This is a genomic window from Mesorhizobium sp. LNHC229A00 (genome assembly GCF_000502415.1).
Classification (GTDB): Bacteria; Pseudomonadota; Alphaproteobacteria; order Rhizobiales; family Rhizobiaceae; genus Mesorhizobium.
Window position 1 is genome coordinate 69,310 of record NZ_AYWQ01000008.1, and the last position, 20,070, is coordinate 89,379.

Genomic DNA, 20,070 nt, shown 5'->3' on the forward strand with positions numbered 1-20,070 from the left:
AACCCTTCGATCCGCTCAACCTTCCGGCAGCGGGATGAATTCTTTCTCATCACCAGGAACGATATCGAAGCGGCCGGTCTTCCATTCCTGCTTGGCCTGCTCGATGCGCTCCTTGGACGAGGAAACGAAATTCCACCAGATGTAGCGCTTTGAGCCAAGCGAGGCGCCGCCGAACAGCATGAAATGCGCCCCGGTCGATGACGATATGACGATCTCGTCGCCGGGCCGGAACACCAGCAGCCGTTCCGCCGGAAAGACATCACCCGAAATCGAGACCTCGCCCTCCAGCGTGTAGATGGCGCGCTCCTCGGCATCGGCCGAGATTTTGACGCTGGCGCCGGGCGCCACCAGCAAATCTGCATAGAGTGTTTCGGTATCGGCCCGCACCGGAGACCGCAAGCCCTGGAACTCACCGATGACGACGCGGCCGCTGACGCCTTCGGCGTCGATTTCGGGAAGCCGCAGCGCCGCGGTGTTCTCGAACACCGGTGCCACCTCTTCCTTGCCGTCCGGCAGAGCCAACCAGGTCTGCAGGCCGGAGATCGACATCGGCGCGCCGCGCAATTCCTGCGGCGTGCGCTCGGAGTGGACGATGCCGCGACCAGCCGTCATCAGGTTCACGTCGCCGGGCTCGATGACCATCTCGGTGCCCAGCGAATCGCGATGCCTGATCTTGCCGTCGAACAGATAGGTCACGGTCGACAGGCCGATATGCGGGTGCGGACGGACATCGAGCGCCTGGCCGGCGCGCATGATCGCGGGACCCATTCGATCGAAGAAGATGAACGGCCCGACCAGGCGCCGTTTGGCGGTCGGCAAGGCGCGACGCACCTCGAAAGCGCCAATGTCCTTGGCGTTGGGGATGACCATCAGCTCGATCTGGTCGCTGGCGAAGGCATCGCCGGCCTCAGGGTCTTTGCCGGGGAAGAAGCTCATGAACTCTCCTCGTCAGCGGTCAGCGGGCGCGTGGGCATATCAGGCGAACCGGATCGCCGCTTTTGCTTTTAATTTGGCCGCCACCTCTTCGCGATTGCGCGGATGCTGGTGGGTTTCGAGGGAATCGAGCAATTCGCGTGCGGATGCGGCGATGGCTTCGACCGCATGATCGAACGCATGCTGGTTCTTGGCAGAAGGCCGCGTCGTGCCGCTCAGCTTCCCGACAAACTGCAGTGCCGCGTCACGGACTTCGTCGTTAGTTGCCGGCGGATCAAAATTGAACAGGGTCTTGATGTTTCTGCACATCGCTTCCGTATCTCCTCTTGTCCGTTTCAATCGGGACGAACTGTATCCTCAATGATGATCGTGTCCAAAAATCGGTAAGGCTGCTCCGGACTCAGTCCGCGTCGAGCGGCTCGGTTCCAACCGGCTTGCCGTCGCGCGACAGCCTGATCTTCTCGACCTTGTCCTCGGCGGCCTTCAGCAGCCGGTCGCAATGGACCTTCAGCGCCTCGCCCCGCTCGTAAATCCGGATAGACTGGTCGAGCGGCACGTCGCCCCGCTCCAGATCATCGACGATCTTCTCCAGTGCGTCGAGCGCCTGTTCAAAGCTCATCGCCTTGACGTCTTCGTTGATCTCACCGGTCATCATTCATCCTTTCATCAGTCGCCCGACATGGGCGGCGACCGAAAATGCCAATCCCTGCAGATCGTAGCCGCCCTCGAGCAGGCTGACGAGCCGGTTGCCGCCGTGGATTGCGGCGCGCTGCATCAGCTGGCCGGTCGCCCAGTCGAAATCGTCCTCGGTCAGATTGATTTCCGCCAGCGGGTCGCGATGGTGCGCATCGAAGCCGGCCGAAATGACAATCAGATCCGGCGCGAAATTGTCGAGTGCCGGCAGCACGCGCGACAGGAACGCATCACGAAACACCTCGCTGCCGGTCCGAGGCGCCAGCGGCGCATTGACGATGTTGCCGGCGCCGGTTTCACTCTTCGCGCCCGTGCCGGGATAAAGGGGCATCTGGTGCGTCGAGCAATAAAGCACCGAGGGATCGTCCCAAAAAATATCCTGCGTGCCATTGCCGTGATGCACGTCCCAGTCGACGACGGCGACGCGCTCGGCGCCGTGCTTCTTCTGCGCGTAGCGGGCCGCGATTGCCGCCGTGTTGAAGAAGCAGAAGCCCATGGCAGTGGTCTTTTCGGCATGGTGGCCGGGCGGACGGGCGGCGACGAAGACGTTGTCGGCGCGGCCCGCAAAGACGTCGTCGACGGCGGCATTGGCGGCACCGATCGCCGTAATCACCGCCTGCCAGCTTTTCGGGCTGGCGGTGGTGTCTGCGTCGATGCGGGCAATGCCTTCGTCGGGGATGGCGGCGCGGACACGCGCGACGAAATCGGCGGGATGCGCGTAGAGGATGGTCGCTTCGTCGCCTTGCGGTGCCTCGACGCGGTCAAGCGCGGCAAAAGCTTCGTCGTCGAGCACGCGCTCGATGGCGCGCAGGCGGTCGGGCCGCTCGGGGTGACCGGGCGGGGTGATGTGTTCGAGAAAGATCGGGTGCGTGTAAAGACGGGTGGCCATGCCCCTATCTAGTGCCCCGGCGCCGTGATGGCCATGCGTTGCGGCTTGATCGCTGGGGAAAATCGAACCTGCGTCCATTCATGTCGCTGCGGGCATTGGCGTCGTCGGCCCTTCGGAGTAAGACTGCCGCTACTGCCTGGTGCCTGCCGGTCTGTTTGTTTTAGCCGCATTCCGCGACGCCAAGTGTTTGCACTTGGCTACAAATGCCCTGGCGGGAGAATCGGGAACACGGTTGAACTCCGTGGCGTGCCCAACGCTGTGAGGGGGACCGCGCCGGTAGATGCCACTGTCGATGACGGGAAGGCACCGGACGCGGGTTGATCCCGAGCCAGAAGACCGGCCTGGCAGGCATCGTCATCCGCATGGTCAGGCGGATGGCATCGATTGCAATCGCAAGGGGACACGCGATGCGGGAAGCCATGACCGCTCAAATGGGCGATGGATTTGACCAGAGTGCGCGCGACGCGGTTTACCGTGCCATGTTTACGCGGCGCGACGTCCGCAGCCATTTTACATCGGAGGCGATCGACGACGAGGTGCTGGCGCGGCTGCTGCTTGCCGCCCACCACGCGCCATCGGTCGGCTTCATGCAACCCTGGAACTTCATCGTCATCCGCGATGCCGCGCGGCGGGCGGAGGTGCGCGACCTGTTCCTGGCCGCGCGAGAACGGGAACTGCCTGAAATAGAGGCAGAACGGCAGGCGCTCTACCGCAAGCTCAAGCTCGAAGGCATTTGCGAAAGCGCGCTAAACATCTGCATCACCTGCGACCGCGAGCGCTCGAAAGGCTCGCCGTTGGGGCGGTGGCACAATCCGGAGATGGATCTCTACAGCACGGTCTGCGCGGTGCAGAATTTCTGGCTGGCCGCGCGTGCCGAGGGCGTTGGGGTCGGCTGGGTCAGCATCATCGAGGCGCAAGCGCTGAAAAGCCTGCTGGCGATTCCCGATCACGTGACGCCGATCGCCTATCTCTGCGTCGGCCGCGTTTCCGAGTTCGCACCGAAGCCGGACCTCGAAACGCATGGCTGGGGCCGGCGGCTGCCGCTGCCCGAGCTGATCATGAGCGAGACTTTTCGCGGGCAAGGCGAAGCGCCGCTCAAATCAGCAGTGGCGCGCCTCGGCACCGTCGCCGGTGCGCCCGCGAGCCCGGCCGATCAGCTCGTCGCGCCGGCCGTGCCCCAGCGCGAACCGCCGAAAGTGGAGAGCGCCTTGTCCTTGAGTTCCCTGAACTTCGACGAAGCTTCGGCCAGCCTGGCGTCCCAGGCGGCATCGGGGACCTGACCCTCGATGGTCTTGAAATAGACCTGCATCAGGCAGGCAATGGCGAAGGGCTCGATGAAGGCCGCCTTGAAAGCCCAGGCAAAGACGATTGCCAGCACGAAAGCCCAGCCGGCGAGCTGCCCGGGCATGATGTAAAGAATAGCGGCTGCCGGAGCGAGCATCAGCAGGAAAATCACGAACGACACGGCCCACATGATGACCGCCAGCCAGACGGCGTTCTTGACCATGGTCTTACCGTTCTGGGCGTAGAGCACGACGCCTTGGCGCGCGGTTTCGAACGGCGAGGACGAATTGATGCGGATGTTGTAGCCAAGAATGATCTCGTCGACATAGGTCAGCGACAGGCGAATCACAGTGTTGAGGAACGAAACCAGTCCGCTCAGGCCAGGAATAGGCAGGAAGGCCGCGATGCCGCCGAGCAGGCCGGTGATGCCGCGGATGGCGCCCTTGACCAATTGGTCGACAACAAAAAGGATGTTGGCCTCGGCAAAACGCTCGGTCACGATCTCTTTTGCGTAGGCGATCTGGTTCTGGCCGTCGGGAACATCATGGCCGTCGATCAGATGCACCATGACGGCTATATGGCCCGCTTTGACGACGTAGAGGATGTATTCGCGGATCCAGTAGACGGCGATCGAGACGATGCCGAAACCGACCACGCCGCCCCACATCGCAAAAGACAATGGTCCGTCGGGATCGGTGGAAATATGGCCGACGCCATAGCCGACGGATGCGCCGGTGCCGGTTGCCATGATGTAGGCCAGCGTGATGCCGAAATAGACGATCATGCGAAAGACAATGAAAGGCCAGGTCCGCATCATGATGGACACCGACCTGCCGATATCGAAATCCCACATGCCCGAATCTCCCCTCAGAGATGGCTGCAGAGGATGCGCTCAAACCGGCTATTGTCAATTGCAGGTGGTGGCGGGACTGCCATGGAGGTTCATCTTGAAAGCGCTTCCGGCTTTTTCAGCAGGCCTTCGAGCAGTTGCTTGAACGCGGCCACCACCATTTTCGAGGTCCCTTCGGGATCTGGCGAATTGGCGATCCGCTGCGCAGCCTGGCTGCTCGCCCCATTGATCAGCCGCGCTGCCGACTCCGGATCGACGCCGGGGACGACCACCCCCTCCCCTTGCAGCGCGGTCAGATGATCGGTCATTGAACCGACGCAGGCGTTGGCATTCGACCACTGTGCCGGATCGCCCAGCACAGCCGGACCATCCCGGAACATGATGCGCTGGATTTCCGGCTCCAGCGCCATTTCGATATAGGTGGTGCATTCGTCGACGAAATGCTGCCAGCGGGTCGGCGCCCGCGACGCGACCTCATTCACCCGGGCCGCCATTTCCGCGTCGATTTCGGCGATAACCGCCTCAAGCAGCCCCTTCTTGTCGCCGAAGTGATGATAAAGGGCGCCGCGCGTCAGCCCGGCCGACGCGGTGAAATCATCCATCGACGCTTCGGCATAGCCGATGGTGCCGAAAGCCTGGCGCGCCGCGGCAATCAGCTTGGCGCGTGTCTCGGCGATCATCTCCTTGCGCGGTCGATGCATGCTTCTGGCCTTATCTACATACGCGTCGTATGCCAATTGACATACGCGGCGTATGCTTTATTTAACACTTATACGTCTCGTATGTAATTCTGGAATCGCCCCTTGTCGAGGAACAGAACCATGCAAAACCCCTATTCGGAAATCTTTCGCGCTCCCGGAGCCAGGGGCTTTGCCGCCGCCGGCTTCATGGCGCGCCTGCCGATCGCCATGGCGCCAATCGGCATCGTGGCGATGCTGTCGCAGACGCGTGGCGAATACTGGCTGGCGGGCGCGGTTTCGGCGACTTTCGCCTTGGCCAATGCCTTCCTGGCGCCGCAAATATCGAGGTTGGTCGACCGCCTCGGCCAGACACGGGTTGTCGTACCCACCACCATTATCTCCGTGCTCGCTTTCGCGGCCCTGATCGCATCGGCCAATCAGGACTGGCCGGTATGGACGCTGTTCGCGTCGGCGCTGCTGGCCGCGGCAATGCCAAGCATGCCGGCCATGGTGCGGGCGCGCTGGACCGAGATTTTCCGGGGCCGGCCCGAGATGAACACCGCCTTCGCCTTCGAGTCGGCGGCGGACGAACTGGTCTATATCGCCGGCGCATCGCTNCCGAGATGAACACCGCCTTCGCCTTCGAGTCGGCGGCGGACGAACTGGTCTATATCGCCGGCGCATCGCTGTCGGTGGGCCTCAGCGCCGCGCTGTTCCCGGAAGCGGGCGTGCTCGTCAGCACGCTGTTCCTCGCCTTGGGCTCGACAGCTTTCATCCTGCAGCGTTCGACCGAGCCGCAAGTGCGGCCGGTGGACCATGGCTCCAGCGGCTCGGCAATCCGCCTGGGGCCGGTTCAAATCATCACCTTCGCCATGATCTTCATCGGCGCGACCTTCGCGACGACGGAGGTGAGCACGGTGGCGATCACCAAGGAACTCGGCCAGCCGGGCACTGCCAGTCTCGTCATCGGCGTCTATGCGCTGGGCTCCTTCGTGCTCGGCATCATCATCGGTGCGCTCCACCTGAAAGCACCGCTGCAGCGCCAGCTCGCCATCGCGGTTGCCTTGGTAGGGCTCGGCACACTGCTGCCGCTTACCGCCAGCACCGTGCCAGCGCTCGCGCTGACTGTCTTCATCAGCGGCGTGGCGATCTCGCCGACCTTCATCACCGCCTTCAGCCTGATCGAACGGCATGTTCCTGAAACGATGCTGACCGAAGGCATCACCTGGGTGACGACAGGCATCGGCATCGGCATGGCGCTGGGTTCGTTCGCCGCCGGCGCGGTGGTGGATGCATTCGGCGCCCAGAACGGGTTCTGGGTTTCGGTGACGTCAGGTGCTATCGCACTGATCACTGTGCTGCTCGGCCAGCGCAGCCTCGCCACCCACGAATGCGAGTTGGAAGGATGCGAGGCGGCAATCCCGGCCGAATGACAGGGCAGGGTTTGTCGAGCTCAGATGATCTCGGTCTTGGCGATGTGAATGCCAAAACCCTCGAGGCCGACATAGTGGCGTTCGCGTGAGGCAATCAGATTGATCGAGGAAATGCCAAGGTCCTTCAGGATCTGGGCCCCGAGACCGATCTCGCGCCATTCGCTCTCGCGCCGGCGCGCCTCTTCATGGTCCTCGCGGTCGCCTGGCGCCGGCCGGTTGCGCTCCTGATGGGCGACGCCGACCGAGCCTTCCCTGAGATAAACGATGACGCCGCGCTTGCGTTCACCCATCGCCTTCATGATGCCGTCGAGCCGGTGGCTGGTGCCGAACACGTCGGTCACCACATCCTCCGAATGCAGCCGCACCGGCACCTCCTCGCCGTCGCGGATGTCGCCGAAGACGATGGCGACGTGATGCATCGTGTCCCAGGGCAGCGTNGTAGGTGAAGACCTGCGCCTTGCCACCCAGCGTCTCGATGTCGGAGCAGGCGACGCGCTCGACCAGCGTTTCCTTGCGTTGCCGGTAAGCGATGAGGTCGGCGACCGATACCTGCTTGAGGCCATGCTCCTCGGCGAAGGCCGCGACCTGCGGGCCGCGCTTGACGGTGCCATCATCGTTGACCAGTTCCGAGATCACGCCGATCGGCGGCAGGCCGGCGAGCTTGCACAAATCGACCGCCGCCTCGGTATGACCCGAGCGCATCAAGACGCCGCCCTCGCGCGCGATGAGCGGGAAGATGTGGCCAGGGCGGACAAAATCGGAGGCGCCGACATTGCCGTTGGCGAGGTTGCGCACGGTCAGCGTGCGGTCGTCGGCCGAAATGCCTGTCGTCGTGCCATGCTTGAAGTCGACGCTGACTGTAAAGGCGGTGGTATGGGCCGAATCATTGTCGGCCACCATCGGCGCGAGGTTCAGCCGCTTGGCCTCCTCGCGCGGCATCGGCGTGCAGACGATGCCCGACGTGTTGCGGACGATGAAGGCCATCTTCTCCGGCGTGCAATGGACGGCCGCGACGATCAGGTCGCCCTCGTTCTCGCGCCCGTCATCGTCCATGACGACGACGATCTCGCCACGTTCGAAGGCCCGAATGGCTTCCACGATCTTCTTCTGGTCGTAAGGCATAAAGCGCTCGTTTCACTCGATGGAACAGGGAGTAAGGGAGTAAGGCAGTAGGGGAATAGCGAAAAGAAAAAGAACGACGCGTCGGCGGACCGGGCAGCTTACTCCCTACTCACCTACCTGTCTGTCCTCGATGCCGCAGATAGTGGTCGGCAATGGCACAGGCGACCATGGCCTCGCCGATCGGCACGGCTCGGATGCCGACGCAGGGGTCATGGCGACCCTTCGTCATCACTTCGACATCCCTGCCGTCCTTGTCGATCGATTTGCGCGGCGTCAGGATCGACGAAGTCGGCTTCACGGCAAAACGGGCGACGATCGCCTGGCCGGTCGAGATGCCGCCCAGGATGCCGCCGGCGTTGTTGGACAGGAACACCGGCTTGCCATCATTGCCCATGCGCATCTCGTCTGCATTCCGTTCGCCGGTGATGCGGGCGGCCTCGAAACCATTGCCGATCTCGACACCCTTGACGGCGTTGATCGACATCAGGCCGGAGGCGATGTCCTGGTCGAGCTTGGCGTAGATCGGCGCGCCGAGGCCGGCAGGCACACCGTCGGCGACGATCTCGATCACCGCGCCGACCGAGGAACCGGCCTTGCGGATGCCGTCGAGATACTGCGTAAAAACAGGAACCGAAGCCGGGTCAGGCGTGAAGAACGGGTTCTCGGCATCGCCGATGAAATTCCAGTTCCAGTTCGCGCGGTCGATGGACTTTTCGCCCATCGACACGAGCGCGCCGCGCACCACCATGCCCGGCACCACTTTGCGGGCGAGCGCGCCGGCAGCGACCCTGGCAGCGGTCTCGCGCGCCGAGGAGCGGCCGCCGCCGCGATAGTCGCGTATGCCGTATTTGACGTCGTAGGTGTAGTCGGCATGGCCCGGCCGGAACTGGCGGGCGATCTCTCCATAGTCCTTCGAGCGTTGATCGACATTCTCGATCAGCATCGACACGGGCGTGCCGGTGGTGATCATCGTCGCGCCGTCCTCGTCGAGGACGAAGCCTGAAAGGATCTTCACTTCGTCCGGCTCGCGACGCTGCGTGACGAAGCGCGACTGGCCCGGGCGGCGCTTGTCGAGTTCGGCCTGGATTTCATCGCGCGTGAAACGGACGCCCGGCGGACAACCATCGACCACGCAGCCGAGTGCCGCGCCATGGCTCTCGCCCCAGGTGGTGACGCGAAAAAGATGGCCGAACGTGTTGTGAGACATGGAAAGTGCCCTGCCCGGCATCGAAACCGGCTGAAGCCAGCCTTCTATTGGCGTTTTCCACGGTGGTCAAACTGTGATCCGACGGATTTAGTTTTGACACATTCGGTTGGTTTCTGCTCTCCTCCATTCGCCGTTGAGGATCCGCCGCCACCCAGGCCGGCGCAATGACCAAAGAGGACGATGATGCGTACCCTGATTGGCGCTGTTGCCGCCACGCTGCTGCTCTCCACCGCCGCCTTTGCCGGGCAGACCGAAGGCCTGATCAAGAAGGTCGACAAGGACGCGCTGACGCTGACGCTGGACGACGGCAAATCCTACAAGCTGAACGCCGAAACCGATCTCGATGCGCTGAAGCCGGGGATGGACATCGTCATTGCTTATGATGTGACCGATGGCGAAAACGTCGTCACCGACATGCAGNCGCTGAAGCCGGGGATGGACATCGTCATTGCTTATGATGTGACCGATGGCGAAAACGTCGTCACCGACATGCAGTTGCCGGGTGACAGCGACACGAACTAGGAGTTGGCGTCACCGGGCGTCCTAAAGCCACTCCAGGCTCCTGCCCTCAAGCTTTAGCACGCGATCCTGCGGTATCTCCAGGTTCGCGGCCTCGTCCTCGGCCATATCAAGCACGAAGCGAAACAGCGTGCGCATGACACCCCCGTGCGTCACGCAAATCGTCTGCCCCCGAAGCTCATCGAACCATGGCTTCACCCGTTCGAGCAGCATCTGGTAACTCTCCGCGCCTTCACCTGGCGGCTGAAAATTCCACTTGTCCAGTGCGCGGGATCGGCTCGCTCCGGGCGACTGCCTCTCAAGCTCGGCGAAGGTAAAACTCTGCCAATCGCCGAAATTGACTTCAATCAGTCTGATATCGGTTCGATAGGCGAGCGGATCGAGCCTCATGGCGGCGCGGATGCGTTCCATTGTTTCGCGCGTGCGTCTCATCGGACTGGCGACGAAGTCGAATTCCTGGGGAGCACCGACGAGTGCGGCCAGCCGACGCCCATTTGCGCTCGCCTGCTCGCGGCCAAGAGCATTGAGATCGGTATCGGCCTGGCCTTGAAGCCGGAACTCGGCGTTCCACGCGGTCTGGCCGTGGCGCACGATATAAACCAGCGGGTACATCAGCTCTTCCGGAGATCGGGCCAGTGCCTGGACGGAGGAAAGGCGGGGAGACCTAATCCTTGACTGTCGAAATATCCGGCGCGTCGACCGCTTTCATGCCGACGACGTGGTAGCCGGAATCGACATGGTGCACTTCGCCGGTGACGCCACGCGACAGGTCGGACAGGAAATAGACGCCGGAATCGCCGACCTCTTCCTGCGTGACCGTCTGCTTCAGTGGCGAATTGTATTCGTTCCACTTCAGGATGTAGCGGAAGTCGCCGATGCCGGAGGCGGCAAGCGTCTTGATCGGGCCGGCCGAAATGGCGTTGACACGGATCTTCTTGGCGCCAAGGTCGACGGCGAGATAACGCACGCTGGCCTCCAGTGCCGCCTTGGCGACGCCCATGACGTTATAGTGCGGCATGACCTTCTCGGCGCCGTAATAGGTCAGCGTCAGCAGCGAACCGCCCTCGGTCATCAGCGCTTCGGCGCGCTTGGCGATGGTGGTGAAGGAATAGACCGAAATGTCCATGGTGCGCAGGAAATTGTCGCGCGTCGTCTCGACATAGCGGCCGGTCAGCTCGTCCTTATCGGAAAAGGCGATGGCGTGCACGAGGAAGTCGAGCTTGCCCCAATGACTGGCGACATTGGCGAAGACCTGGTCCAGGCTCGCCGGATCGGTTACGTCGCAATGGCCGGCGACAAAGGCGCCCAGTTCCGCCGCCAGCGGCTCGACGCGCTTCTTGAAGGCTTCGCCCTGATAGGTCAGTGCTATCTCGGCGCCGTGATCGACGCAGGCTTTGGCAATGCCATAAGCGATCGACCTGTTGTTGGCGACGCCAAGAATCAGGCCGCGCTTGCCGGCCATCAGGCCCTGTCCACCCGCCATATGCGTGTTCTCCGCAAGATATCTGCTTTGTGGAGTGCCTATCGCACAGGCACACAGGCCCTTCAAGCGTTCAAACCGGACAGTTCGGGGGACAAAAGCTCTCGATCAGCCTTTTTGGCCGCGCAACAGCGATTCCAGCGCGCTATCGCCGCCTTCCGGCAGCATGATGCGCACATGGGCATAGAGATCGCCATGGCCGCCGGCTTTCTCCGGCAAGCCCCTGCCCTTGAGCCGCAGGACCTTGTCCGAGCTCGACCAGGCGGGAACGTTGACCGCGAGCCTGCCGGTCGGCGTCTCGACCGGCACCTTGGCGCCCAGCACCGCATCGACCAGCGAAACCGGCAGGTCGGCGTGCAGGTCACGGCCTTCGATACGGTAACGAGGATGGCGGCGGATATGGATCTTGACCAGTGCGTCGCCGGGTTGGCCCGGTCCCTGCTCGCCCTGGCCTTTCAGCCGGATGGTCTGGCCATCCTCGACATAGGCCGGCAGCTTGACCGCAACCTTGCGGCCATCCGGGAACATCGCCGTCACCTTCTCGGCATTGGCCGCTTCCTCGATGGTGACGTCGAGCGTGACGTTCAGGTCGGCTGCTGTCGCCGCCTGGCGGCGGTCGCCCGCGCCTGGCCCGCGCGCGCCTGAAAAGGCATCGCCGAAGATCTGGCTGAAGATATCGCTGTTGCCGTCGAACGGATCGCCGCCCGGACGGCCCGAGCGGAACTCGAATCGCGAGCCTCCTGCGCCCTGTTGCTGGCGGCGGAACCCGGCAAAGGGGTCGCCACCGCCCGCGGCACCTTCAAAACCCTGGAAACGCGGCTTGCCGTCGGCGTCGATCTCGCCGCGATCGAAAGCCGCACGGTTCTTCTCGTCGCCGATGACCTCATAGGCCTGATTGGCCGCCGCAAAACGGTCCTTCGCCTTGGGATCATTCGGATTCTGGTCCGGATGATGCTTCTTGGCGAGTTTCCGGTACGCCGATTTTATGTCCTTGGCCGATGCGTTCTTTGCAACGCCCAGCACCTCATAGGGGTCGCGCATGCTTCCTGCCCTGGAAATGAGTTGAGTCCATACTTGCCCCCTATATGCGCTCGCATAGGAAGAAATTCCAGTAGCGGACCTTCATATCGACGGCGGAAAATCAGAGTGCCTTGAAGCCCTGCATGCGCCAGCCGCCGGCACTGGCAAGACAGAGTTCACCCTGGAACATGGCAACGCCGTCAAAGCTTTCGCGCGAAGCCTTGAAGCGGCGGCAGGTCTGGCCCCCGTCCTTCAATTCCGCCAGTTCTGTGATGGAGCCGCGCGAGCCGGTGCCGGTGTTCGCCCACGGCACCGCCTGGCCGCCGAGTTGCTCGATATCGGCGGACGATACCGCATTGCCGATCGTCGTCTGGTCGGAGTCGCGATCCGAGTCAGCCGGCTTGAGCGAAGCCGATGTGCTGCTGGTCAGCATCGAGCGGTCGACTTCGGCCTTCTGCAGGCTGAAGCCACCTGCCCCGCAGGCCGCGAGCGGCAGGGCGACTGCCACGATCGCCACTTTCGTGCTGGCTGAAGCGATAACGCCCCATTGCCTGCTGTCAAAAGCTTGCGCGATACGCGACAATCGGCAACCTCCCTGGTCTCGTGACAATTTGAGAAAAACTATGAGTGACACAGAGTTAACAAGCAGTGACTTTACCGAGGCGGCCGAGCCGTTTCGCCTCTTTGCCGCATGGTTGGACGACGCTGTCAAAAGCGAAATCAACGATGCCAATGGCGTGGCATTGGCGACCGTCGATGCCGAGGGCATGCCGGACGTAAGGATGGTGCTGCTCAAGGGGTTCGATGAAAGCGGCTTTGTGTTCTACACGAATTTCGAGAGCGCCAAGGGCCAGGAGATTCTTGGCAGCATGAAGGCGGCGATGTGTTTCCATTGGAAATCGCTGCGCCGCCAGGTGCGCATTCGCGGTCCGGTGGAGCTCGTTAGCGATGCCGAAGCCGACAGCTATTACGCGACGCGGCCACGCGGCAGCCGCATCGGCGCCTGGGCATCGAAGCAATCGCGGCCGTTGGAAAGCCGCTTCGCGCTGGAAAAGGCGGTCGCCGAATACACGGCGCGTTATGCCATCGGCGACATCCCGCGACCGAAACATTGGTCGGGCTTCCGGATCGTGCCGAAGACGATCGAATTCTGGCACGACCGGCCGTTCCGGCTGCATGACCGCGTCGTCTTTTCACGAAACGCGGCAGGCGGTTGGGACAAGGCCAGGCTCTATCCCTGAAAAAAACCTTCAGCCCTTTTTCCTGGTCATGAATGCCGTCAGGGCCGCGCGCGCCTCGTCGGATTTCAGCCGCTCGCGAAAATGCTCGCTCTCTATCTCGATGCGGGCAACCAGATCGTCGCGTGAGCCACGCATCAGGTCGCGCGCGATCTTGAGCGCTTCCGGTGGCTTGGCCGCGATCTGGCCGGCCGCTGCAAGCACCGAAGCCTCCAGCCCACCTTCCTCGACCACCTCGTAGATCAGCCCGGCGGCCTTCGCGCGCTCGGCCGAAAAGCCCTCACCGAGACCGAGCAGGGCGAAAGCACCTTGCTGGCCCAGGATGCGGGGTGCCAAAAGGCTCGATCCTGCCTCGGGCACGAGGCCGAGATCGACGAAGGGGGTCCGAAACACGGTGCGCGGCGTGGCGAAAGTCAGGTCGCAGTGGAGGTTGATCGTGGTGCCGATGCCGACCGCGATGCCGTCGACGCCGGAGACGATGGGCTTTTCGACCCCGGCCAGGGCGATCAGGAAATCCCAGACTTCGGTGCCGCCATCGCCACCGGTGGCCACGACCATGAAATCGGCAAGGTCGTTGCCGGAGGAAAAGGCGCCCGGCACGCCGAGAAAGACATGAACGCGGACCGCCGGATCGGTGTCGCCTTCGGCAAGGGCCGCCGACATTTTCGCATACATGGCACGCGTCAGCGCGTTCTTCTTGTCCGGCCGGTTCATGCGGATGATCTGGATGGCGCCCTGGCGCTCGACGAGGATGTGGTCTGTCACGGTGTTTTCCTTGTGAAGGTCAGGCGGAAATCAGTGCCTCGGCGGCAGCAGCCAGGCTGCCGGCGCCATCGATGACGCGCCCCTTCAAAGCACTGGCTTCGCCAAGCAGGTTCTCGGCGAAGAAGCGGCAAAGGGCGATGCGGCCCTGGTCGGCAAGAGCGGCCCGCGCCAGATAGGCGCCGCCGGCGGCAAGCGAGATCAGCCGGAGATACGGCGTCGCACCGGCCAGCGCCTCCTCCGTCCGGCCCTCGGCCGACAATTTCAGCAGGAAACGCGTCNTCGGAGAGCGCCTGATCGAGAGCGTCGGCGGCGCGGCCAAAACCGTCGAGGGTCGACGTTCGCACAGCATTGGCGATACCAGCCAGTTCGTCGATGTAGCCATGCACATGCTCACCGCCGCCGAGCGGCAGTTTTCGGGTCACCAGATCGATCGCCTGGATGCCGTTGGTGCCCTCATAGATCGGCGCGATGCGCGCGTCGCGATAGTACGCGGCCGCACCCGTTTCCTCGATGAAGCCCATGCCGCCATGCACCTGGACGCCAAGCGAGGCGACTTCCACGCCGACATCGGTCGAAAACGCCTTGGCGAGCGGAGTCAGCAAATTAGCACGGTCGCGCCAATGCGCCGCCTGGTCGCCAGACGACGCACGCGCCATGTCGATAGCGTGGGCACAGGAATAGCTGATCGCCCGCGCGATCTGGGTCAGCGCTTTCATGGTCAGGAGATTGCGCTGCACGTCCGGGTGATGGACGATCGGCGCCATGCCGGCGCCAAAATAATCGCTCGCCTTGCCCTGGCGGCGCTCATTGGCATAGGCAATCGACTTCTGGGTCGCGGCTTCCGCGACCGCCACGCCCTGCATCCCAACGGCGAGGCGGGCATTGTTCATCATGGTGAACATGCAGGCGAGGCCTTTGTTCTCCTCGCCGATCAACCAGCCGATGGCGCCAGGCCTGGTGCCTTGAAAACCGTCGCCATAGATCATGGTGCAGGTCGGCGAGGCATGGATNGGCGAGGCCCTTGTTCTCCTCGCCGATCAGCCAGCCGATGGCGCCCGGCTTGGCGCCCTGGAAGCCATCACCATAGATCATGGTGCAGGTCGGCGAGGCATGGATGCCGAGCTTGTGCTCGAGGCCGGAACAGAAGACGTCGTTGCGCGCGCCGAGCGAGCCATCGTCCCCGACCAGGAATTTCGGCACCAGGAACAGCGAGATGCCACGCGTCCCGGCCGGCGCATCGGGAAGCCGCGCCAGCACCAGATGAATGATGTTGTCGGTGAAATCGTGCTCGCCATAGGTGATGAATATCTTCTGGCCGAAGAGGCGGTAGGTGCCGTCGCCGGCGGGCTCGNGTGAAATCGTGCTCGCCATAGGTGATGAATATCTTCTGGCCGAAGAGGCGGTAGGTGCCGTCGCCGGCGGGCTCGGCGCGGGCGCGCAGGGCGGCAAGGTCCGATCCGGCCTGCGGCTCGGTCAGGTTCATCGTGCCCATCCATTCGCCGGAGACGAGCTTTGCAAGATATGTCGCCTTGAGCTCCTCGGAGGCGTGCTTGTCGAGCGCTTCGACCGCGCCCATGGTCAGCGTCGGGCCGATGCCGAACGCCATGGCGGCGGAGTTCCACATTTCGAGTGCGGCGACACCAAGCATGGTCGGCAGCGCCTGGCCGCCATACTCTTCCGGCCCGGAAAGCGCATTCCAGCCACCGTCGATCCAGCGGCGATAGAGCTCCTTCCAACCCGGCGGGGTGGTGACCGCGGCATCCCTGAGCACGGCGCCATGCTCGTCGCCGATTTTATAAAGGGGGGCCACCTCCTCGGAAGCGAAACGGCCCGCCTCGCCAAGGACGGCGTCGACCAGATCCTCGCTGAGGTCTCCGAACGCCCCCTTATCGATGGCGGATTTCATGCCGGCCACATGCTTCAGCGTAAACGCGATATCCTCGACCGGTGCCCGATACATGCCGCTCGATCCTCCCTTAATGCATCGGCCTCGCCGACCCTAGAGCCAGCGCCGCCGCAAAACCACCCGCCTTTGGCGGTCTCCCATCGTCTTTTTACGTAAACGTCAAACTTTGTCACGCTGATTTTGCAATCAGCGAGGCTGTATTAAATTCGACAGACGCCGGACAAATCGACCGGCGACCGAAAACCAGCGACCGGAACAATCCCATCCTTGCCAGACCTGACGCCTATCGCTGCATCGAATGCGGCTTGCCCTATCGGGCAACGGGGTTTTCCTATTATCACGACGACCTGGGAAACGGTGCTGCCTATTGGTCGGATCGTGGCATATTGTGTTCGCCGCAATGTTCGCTCGCCCACCACCGCAAGCGCGCCGCCGAAGGCACGCTGCGGCAAGAGCCCGCGCCGGATCCGTTCGAATTTCAACCATTCAGCCAGCGCTGACTTCACCGCGGCCTCAGCATCGGGAAGCATTTCTTAACCATACCGGCTCACCATCGGTGTTTGGTCAGCGGGGATTCCCTGTTTGAAAACGCCGGCGCATCCTCTTCGCCGCTCAGCGATCGCTCTTGCGGCGATGATGGTGCTGATATCAGCGGCAAAGGCCTCGGATTTTTCCGAGCCGTGGAAGAACGCCGACCGCGCGCTGGTGGTCGACGCCTACGAATACAATTCCATCGACTGGGCGCGGCTTGCCACCGACAAGCGCATCACCGCCTTCATCAACAAGGCGTCCGACGGCATGCCGCCGCCTTATTTCTGCTTCGGCGGCGACACCGAGGTGAAGCTCTGCAAGGCATTGTGGAAGCGCCATGCGGTGACGCGCGAACTGTTTCAGACGCGCCGGGTCGTGGCCAAAGCACTCGGCATGAAATGGGGTGCCTATCATCTCGCCCGCCCCGGCAATCCGGTCGAGCAGGCTAATAATTTCCTCGATTTCGCCGATCCCGCGCCGGACGATCTGATGGCTCTCGATATCGAGGGCATCGATGCGTCGCAATGGATGTCGCTCGACGATGCCGAGGAGTTCGTGCGCCAGGTGCATCGGCGCATCGGTCGTTTCCCGGTGCTCTACACCAACGGCAAGACGGCGCAATACATCGCCGACAACCGCTACAAGTATCGGCTGCTGTCGCGGCTGCCGCTTTGGTACGCACGCTACAAGCCTGATATCGACGTGCATTTTCCGATGGGTAACTGGCAGGGCTATGCGCTCTGGCAATTCTCGGCACAAGCCAATTGCGGCCGCTTCCGTTGCCCCTACAGGGTGGCCGGCACGCCTGACAATATCGACGTCAACGTCGCGCCGACGGATGCCACCACGCTGCGCCAGCAATGGCCCTTTGGCGGGCTGATCGACGTGCCATCCGACTATCTTGCCAGCGTACCGGTGCCGCTCTCGCGCGAAGCCGCGCTCGCCGGCAAGGCCACCCTCATCTATGCGGATGTGGCAACACCGCCGACATTCGAGGAAATGGTCGCGGTGCTCGGTTCGCGTTGGTCAAAATTTCGTGACGGGTTCCGCATGCCAGTCGTGAAGACGGTACCGCGACGGCCGGAGTTCGGCATTGTGCAATATGTCGCCTGGAAGCGAACCGAACAGCGCTCCCCAGAACAACTCGACGCCGCCTTTGCCGCGGCCGACCCGCTCAGCACCGCTTCGACAACCCTCGACCGAGGTCAGCGGTAGCCGCCATCCGGTCAGAGCTTCAGCCGGCCTGTTCGTGCGCCAGGGCCTGCCAGCCTATGTCGCGGCGGCAGAACCCGTCCGGCCAGTCGATGCGGTCGAGCGCGGCATAGGCCCGCGCCTGCGCCTCTCCGACCGTGGCGCCGGTCGCCGTGACGTTGAGCACACGGCCGCCATTGGCGACCAGCGCGCCGCCATTGATTGCGGTGCCGGCATGGAAAATCTGGACGCCTTCACCGGCGGCGGCGTCGACGCCGCGGATGACGGAGCCTTTCTCCGGTGTGCCGGGATAGCCCCTGGCCGCCATCACAACGGTCAGCGCCGCCTCGTCGCGCCAGCGTACCGACATATGCGCGAGCTGGCCATCGGTCGCGGCATTGAGCAGCACCAGCAGATCATCCCTGAGCCGCATCACCAGCACCTGGCATTCGGGATCGCCGAAGCGGGTGTTGTATTCGATCAGCTTCGGCCCGCTTTCCGTAATCATCAGTCCGGCGAACAGAATGCCGGCGAAAGGCGCGCCAAGCTCGGCCATGCCGCGCATCGTCGGCTCGATGATCTCGCGCATGGTGCGCTCGATCATGTCAGGCGTCATTACCGGGGCCGGCGAATAGGCGCCCATGCCGCCGGTGTTGGGACCGACGTCGCCGTCACCGACGCGCTTGTGGTCCTGCGCGGTGCCGAAGGGAAGCGCCGTGGTGCCGTCGCAGAGACAGAAGAAACTCGCCTCCTCGCCGGTCATGAATTCCTCGATCACCACCTCCGCGCCGGCGGCGCCGAAGGACCCGTCGAAGCAGGACGCGAGGGCCGCCTGTGCCTCCTCCATCGTCATGGCGACGGTGACACCCTTGCCGGCTGCGAGCCCGTCGGCCTTGATGACGATCGGCGCGCCTGTCTTCTCGACATAGGCCTTGGCCGAGGCCAGGTCGCCGAACCGGCCATAGGCGGCGGTCGGAATGTTGTACCGGGCGCAGAGGTCCTTGGTGAAGCCCTTCGAGCCTTCGAGCCGCGCGGCGGCCTTCGAAGGCCCGAAGACGCGGATGTTTTCGGCGCGCAGATCATCGGTGATGCCGGCGACGAGCGGGCCTTCCGGGCCGACCACGACGAGATCGATTTTTGTCTCCCGGCAGAAGGCAACGACCGCGGCGTGATCGGTGATATCAAGCTTAATCAGTTCGGCCTCGCTGCCGATGCCCGGATTGCCGGGGGTCGCGTAGAGCTTCGTCAGCAGCGGCGAAGCGGCGATCTTCCAGGCCAGCGCATGTTCGCGGCCGCCGGAGCCGAGAAGAAGAACGTTCATGGCCACCTCTTGATGCCGCCTATCCTATAGAGAGAACAACCCGCTATTGCTCTCTGGGCGACGGGTCAAGGCATCAGGGAGGATTGCGCACGGGAACGTTATCCCTGTCGAATAGGGGGCGCCGGCCACCGCCGCCCCTATTCCGGCGCTGGTTCAGCCCTGAAAGACCACCGGAAACCAATCCTCGCGCAACTTCTGTCCCGGCTGCATGCCATGGCCGGGATAGGGCGGCGAGGTGCGGCCCGGTCGCTCGACATAATGGGCATCATCGCCGACCCAGCGCAGCGACAACGCCCGGCGCCGGGCCGCGGTCATATTGCCGCGCGCGCCGTGTGCCGTCCTGAAGTCGAACAGGATGGCGTCACCCGGCTCCATCTCCCATTCGATAACTTTCATCGACGGATCGATGTCGGGATCGGGCACCGGGCGGTAATCGCCCTCGGCGGCGTAAAAATTGCCATCGTCCAGCCAGCGTACCGGCAGGATCATCTTGTCCCATTTGTGCGAGCCGGCGATCAGGCGCAGCGTCGCTTCCTTCACCGGATCGATGGGGATCCAGAAGCTCACCGTCTGCTGGCCGTCGACGAAATAATAGGGGATGTCCTGGTGCCACGGCGTCGGCTTCTGCGTACCGGGCTCCTTTACCAGGACATGGTCGTGGAAGAACTGCGCGGTGCGCGACTGCATCACCGCAGCCGCCAGTCGCGCCGCCGGAGAATTGCGCACGACATCGACGAATTCAGGGATGCGTTCCCAGTTGCAGTAGTCGTCGAAGAAGCTGCCCTTGCCGCCAGCGATGTCGGACGCGGTGGCGCTGCGGCTCCGCATGTTGCGCTCGATGCCGGCGGCAATCGCGTCGACCCAGCCCTTGAAGGCTCCGCGGATACAGACCGCACCGTCACGCTGATAGTCGGCAATTGTCCGCGCATCGATGATTTCGGAGTCGATTGGCTGTGCGGCGGTTTGGGGAGCCATGGTGTCCTCCTCTCAGGATCGAGGGCACTATCG

Annotated in this window: 17 protein-coding genes, 6 pseudogenes and 1 riboswitch; of the genes and pseudogenes, 6 read left to right on the forward strand and 17 right to left on the reverse strand. The window is 63.2% G+C overall.

Annotation, left to right across the window (positions count from 1 at the left end; genetic code table 11):
- Positions 1–15 precede the first annotated feature (15 nt).
- The 4 genes from X742_RS152195 to X742_RS152180 all read right to left on the reverse strand — a co-directional run bounded on the left by X742_RS152195 (position 16) and on the right by X742_RS152180 (position 2,515).
- Positions 16–936 carry a pirin family protein gene (locus X742_RS152195; RefSeq protein ID WP_023772930.1) on the reverse strand — a complete coding sequence of 307 codons (921 nt, stop codon included), beginning with the start codon at positions 934–936 and terminating at the stop codon, positions 16–18.
- Between the two features lie 39 nt (positions 937–975).
- Complete coding sequence (locus X742_RS152190) at positions 976–1,242, reverse strand: DUF2277 domain-containing protein (RefSeq protein WP_023772931.1); 267 nt, start codon at positions 1,240–1,242, stop codon at positions 976–978.
- Between the two features lie 91 nt (positions 1,243–1,333).
- The gene (locus X742_RS152185; RefSeq protein ID WP_015318808.1) at positions 1,334–1,585 is read right to left on the reverse strand and encodes an exodeoxyribonuclease VII small subunit; all 252 of its coding nucleotides are present in this window, start codon (positions 1,583–1,585) and stop codon (positions 1,334–1,336) included.
- Positions 1,586–1,588: 3 nt separating this feature from the next.
- Positions 1,589–2,515, reverse strand: coding sequence for a histone deacetylase family protein (locus tag X742_RS152180; RefSeq protein ID WP_023772932.1), 927 nt, complete (start codon positions 2,513–2,515; stop codon positions 1,589–1,591).
- A 177-nt stretch (positions 2,516–2,692) separates the two neighbouring features.
- Positions 2,693–2,875, forward strand: a riboswitch (cobalamin riboswitch).
- Between the two features lie 71 nt (positions 2,876–2,946).
- On the opposite strand from X742_RS152180, the pseudogene bluB reads away from it, so the two are divergent.
- Positions 2,947–3,552: pseudogene (gene bluB, locus X742_RS1000000175785) on the forward strand (5,6-dimethylbenzimidazole synthase); the annotation flags it as partial.
- Positions 3,553–3,668: 116 nt separating this feature from the next.
- Here bluB and X742_RS152170 read toward each other — a convergent pair.
- Complete coding sequence (locus X742_RS152170; RefSeq protein ID WP_023772934.1) at positions 3,669–4,652, reverse strand: hypothetical protein; 984 nt, start codon at positions 4,650–4,652, stop codon at positions 3,669–3,671.
- Between the two features lie 89 nt (positions 4,653–4,741).
- Positions 4,742–5,350 carry a TetR/AcrR family transcriptional regulator gene (locus tag X742_RS152165; protein WP_023772935.1) on the reverse strand — a complete coding sequence of 203 codons (609 nt, stop codon included), beginning with the start codon at positions 5,348–5,350 and terminating at the stop codon, positions 4,742–4,744.
- A gap of 120 nt (positions 5,351–5,470) precedes the next feature.
- Between X742_RS152165 and X742_RS01000000170220 the strand changes: the two are divergent.
- A pseudogene (locus X742_RS01000000170220) lies at positions 5,471–6,762 on the forward strand (MFS transporter).
- A gap of 20 nt (positions 6,763–6,782) precedes the next feature.
- Here X742_RS01000000170220 and ribB read toward each other — a convergent pair.
- Both ribB and aroC read right to left on the reverse strand, forming a co-directional pair.
- Positions 6,783–7,884, reverse strand: a pseudogene (gene ribB / locus X742_RS01000000170225) (3,4-dihydroxy-2-butanone-4-phosphate synthase).
- A 109-nt stretch (positions 7,885–7,993) separates the two neighbouring features.
- The gene (aroC, locus tag X742_RS152160) at positions 7,994–9,091 is read right to left on the reverse strand and encodes a chorismate synthase (RefSeq protein WP_023772936.1); all 1,098 of its coding nucleotides are present in this window, start codon (positions 9,089–9,091) and stop codon (positions 7,994–7,996) included.
- Between the two features lie 183 nt (positions 9,092–9,274).
- Here aroC and X742_RS152155 point away from each other — a divergent pair.
- Positions 9,275–9,511 (forward strand): annotated as a pseudogene (locus X742_RS152155) (DUF1344 domain-containing protein); the annotation flags it as partial.
- A gap of 123 nt (positions 9,512–9,634) precedes the next feature.
- On the opposite strand, the gene X742_RS152150 reads toward X742_RS152155, so the two are convergent.
- The 4 genes from X742_RS152150 to X742_RS152135 all read right to left on the reverse strand — a co-directional run bounded on the left by X742_RS152150 (position 9,635) and on the right by X742_RS152135 (position 12,693).
- Complete coding sequence (locus X742_RS152150; RefSeq protein WP_023772938.1) at positions 9,635–10,222, reverse strand: histidine phosphatase family protein; 588 nt, start codon at positions 10,220–10,222, stop codon at positions 9,635–9,637.
- A 52-nt stretch (positions 10,223–10,274) separates the two neighbouring features.
- Complete coding sequence (fabI, locus tag X742_RS152145) at positions 10,275–11,093, reverse strand: enoyl-ACP reductase FabI (protein ID WP_023772939.1); 819 nt, start codon at positions 11,091–11,093, stop codon at positions 10,275–10,277.
- A gap of 105 nt (positions 11,094–11,198) precedes the next feature.
- A complete protein-coding gene (locus tag X742_RS152140; protein WP_023772940.1) occupies positions 11,199–12,131 on the reverse strand; it encodes a J domain-containing protein in 933 nt (310 codons plus the stop codon).
- A gap of 100 nt (positions 12,132–12,231) precedes the next feature.
- On the reverse strand, positions 12,232–12,693 hold the full coding sequence (locus tag X742_RS152135) for an RT0821/Lpp0805 family surface protein (protein ID WP_023772941.1): 462 nt from the start codon (positions 12,691–12,693) through the stop codon (positions 12,232–12,234).
- Positions 12,694–12,733: 40 nt separating this feature from the next.
- Here X742_RS152135 and pdxH point away from each other — a divergent pair, with 40 nt between their 5' ends.
- On the forward strand, positions 12,734–13,351 hold the full coding sequence (gene pdxH, locus X742_RS152130) for a pyridoxamine 5'-phosphate oxidase (protein WP_023772942.1): 618 nt from the start codon (positions 12,734–12,736) through the stop codon (positions 13,349–13,351).
- 9 nt (positions 13,352–13,360) lie between these two features.
- Here the strand turns inward: pdxH and X742_RS152125 are convergent, their stop codons facing one another.
- From X742_RS152125 to X742_RS1000000176735, 3 genes and pseudogenes are all read right to left on the reverse strand, one after another.
- Positions 13,361–14,113, reverse strand: coding sequence for a crotonase/enoyl-CoA hydratase family protein (locus X742_RS152125; RefSeq protein WP_023772943.1), 753 nt, complete (start codon positions 14,111–14,113; stop codon positions 13,361–13,363).
- 19 nt (positions 14,114–14,132) lie between these two features.
- Positions 14,133–15,123: pseudogene (locus tag X742_RS1000000176730) on the reverse strand (acyl-CoA dehydrogenase); the annotation flags it as partial.
- A gap of 1 nt (position 15,124) precedes the next feature.
- Positions 15,125–16,073 (reverse strand): annotated as a pseudogene (locus tag X742_RS1000000176735) (acyl-CoA dehydrogenase family protein); the annotation flags it as partial.
- Positions 16,074–16,282: 209 nt separating this feature from the next.
- On the opposite strand from X742_RS1000000176735, the gene X742_RS1000000175795 reads away from it, so the two are divergent.
- Together X742_RS1000000175795 and X742_RS152115 are read left to right on the forward strand one after the other, a co-directional pair.
- Complete coding sequence (locus tag X742_RS1000000175795; protein WP_023772944.1) at positions 16,283–16,519, forward strand: hypothetical protein; 237 nt, start codon at positions 16,283–16,285, stop codon at positions 16,517–16,519.
- A 133-nt stretch (positions 16,520–16,652) separates the two neighbouring features.
- Positions 16,653–17,765: a glycoside hydrolase family 25 protein gene (locus X742_RS152115; RefSeq protein ID WP_031248062.1), complete on the forward strand. Its 1,113-nt coding sequence runs from the start codon at positions 16,653–16,655 to the stop codon at positions 17,763–17,765.
- A 19-nt stretch (positions 17,766–17,784) separates the two neighbouring features.
- On the opposite strand, the gene purD is transcribed toward X742_RS152115, so the two are convergent.
- Positions 17,785–19,062: a phosphoribosylamine--glycine ligase gene (gene purD / locus X742_RS152110; protein WP_023772946.1), complete on the reverse strand. Its 1,278-nt coding sequence runs from the start codon at positions 19,060–19,062 to the stop codon at positions 17,785–17,787.
- A gap of 153 nt (positions 19,063–19,215) precedes the next feature.
- On the reverse strand, positions 19,216–20,037 hold the full coding sequence (locus X742_RS152105; protein ID WP_023772947.1) for a phytanoyl-CoA dioxygenase family protein: 822 nt from the start codon (positions 20,035–20,037) through the stop codon (positions 19,216–19,218).
- Positions 20,038–20,070: the final 33 nt, after the last annotated feature.

Coding starts and splice junctions, on each gene's coding strand:
- X742_RS152165 (WP_023772935.1), bottom strand. CDS start 5,350: ATGCATCGACCGCGCAAGGAGATGATCGCCGAGACACGCGCCAAGCTG.
- purD (WP_023772946.1), bottom strand. CDS start 19,062: ATGAACGTTCTTCTTCTCGGCTCCGGCGGCCGCGAACATGCGCTGGCC.
- X742_RS152115 (WP_031248062.1), top strand. CDS start 16,653: ATGATGGTGCTGATATCAGCGGCAAAGGCCTCGGATTTTTCCGAGCCG.
- fabI (WP_023772939.1), bottom strand. CDS start 11,093: ATGGCGGGTGGACAGGGCCTGATGGCCGGCAAGCGCGGCCTGATTCTT.
- X742_RS152150 (WP_023772938.1), bottom strand. CDS start 10,222: ATGTACCCGCTGGTTTATATCGTGCGCCACGGCCAGACCGCGTGGAAC.
- X742_RS152195 (WP_023772930.1), bottom strand. CDS start 936: ATGAGCTTCTTCCCCGGCAAAGACCCTGAGGCCGGCGATGCCTTCGCC.
- pdxH (WP_023772942.1), top strand. CDS start 12,734: ATGAGTGACACAGAGTTAACAAGCAGTGACTTTACCGAGGCGGCCGAG.
- X742_RS152190 (WP_023772931.1), bottom strand. CDS start 1,242: ATGTGCAGAAACATCAAGACCCTGTTCAATTTTGATCCGCCGGCAACT.
- X742_RS152170 (WP_023772934.1), bottom strand. CDS start 4,652: ATGTGGGATTTCGATATCGGCAGGTCGGTGTCCATCATGATGCGGACC.
- X742_RS152105 (WP_023772947.1), bottom strand. CDS start 20,037: ATGGCTCCCCAAACCGCCGCACAGCCAATCGACTCCGAAATCATCGAT.
- X742_RS152140 (WP_023772940.1), bottom strand. CDS start 12,131: ATGCGCGACCCCTATGAGGTGCTGGGCGTTGCAAAGAACGCATCGGCC.
- X742_RS152180 (WP_023772932.1), bottom strand. CDS start 2,515: ATGGCCACCCGTCTTTACACGCACCCGATCTTTCTCGAACACATCACC.
- X742_RS152185 (WP_015318808.1), bottom strand. CDS start 1,585: ATGACCGGTGAGATCAACGAAGACGTCAAGGCGATGAGCTTTGAACAG.
- aroC (WP_023772936.1), bottom strand. CDS start 9,091: ATGTCTCACAACACGTTCGGCCATCTTTTTCGCGTCACCACCTGGGGC.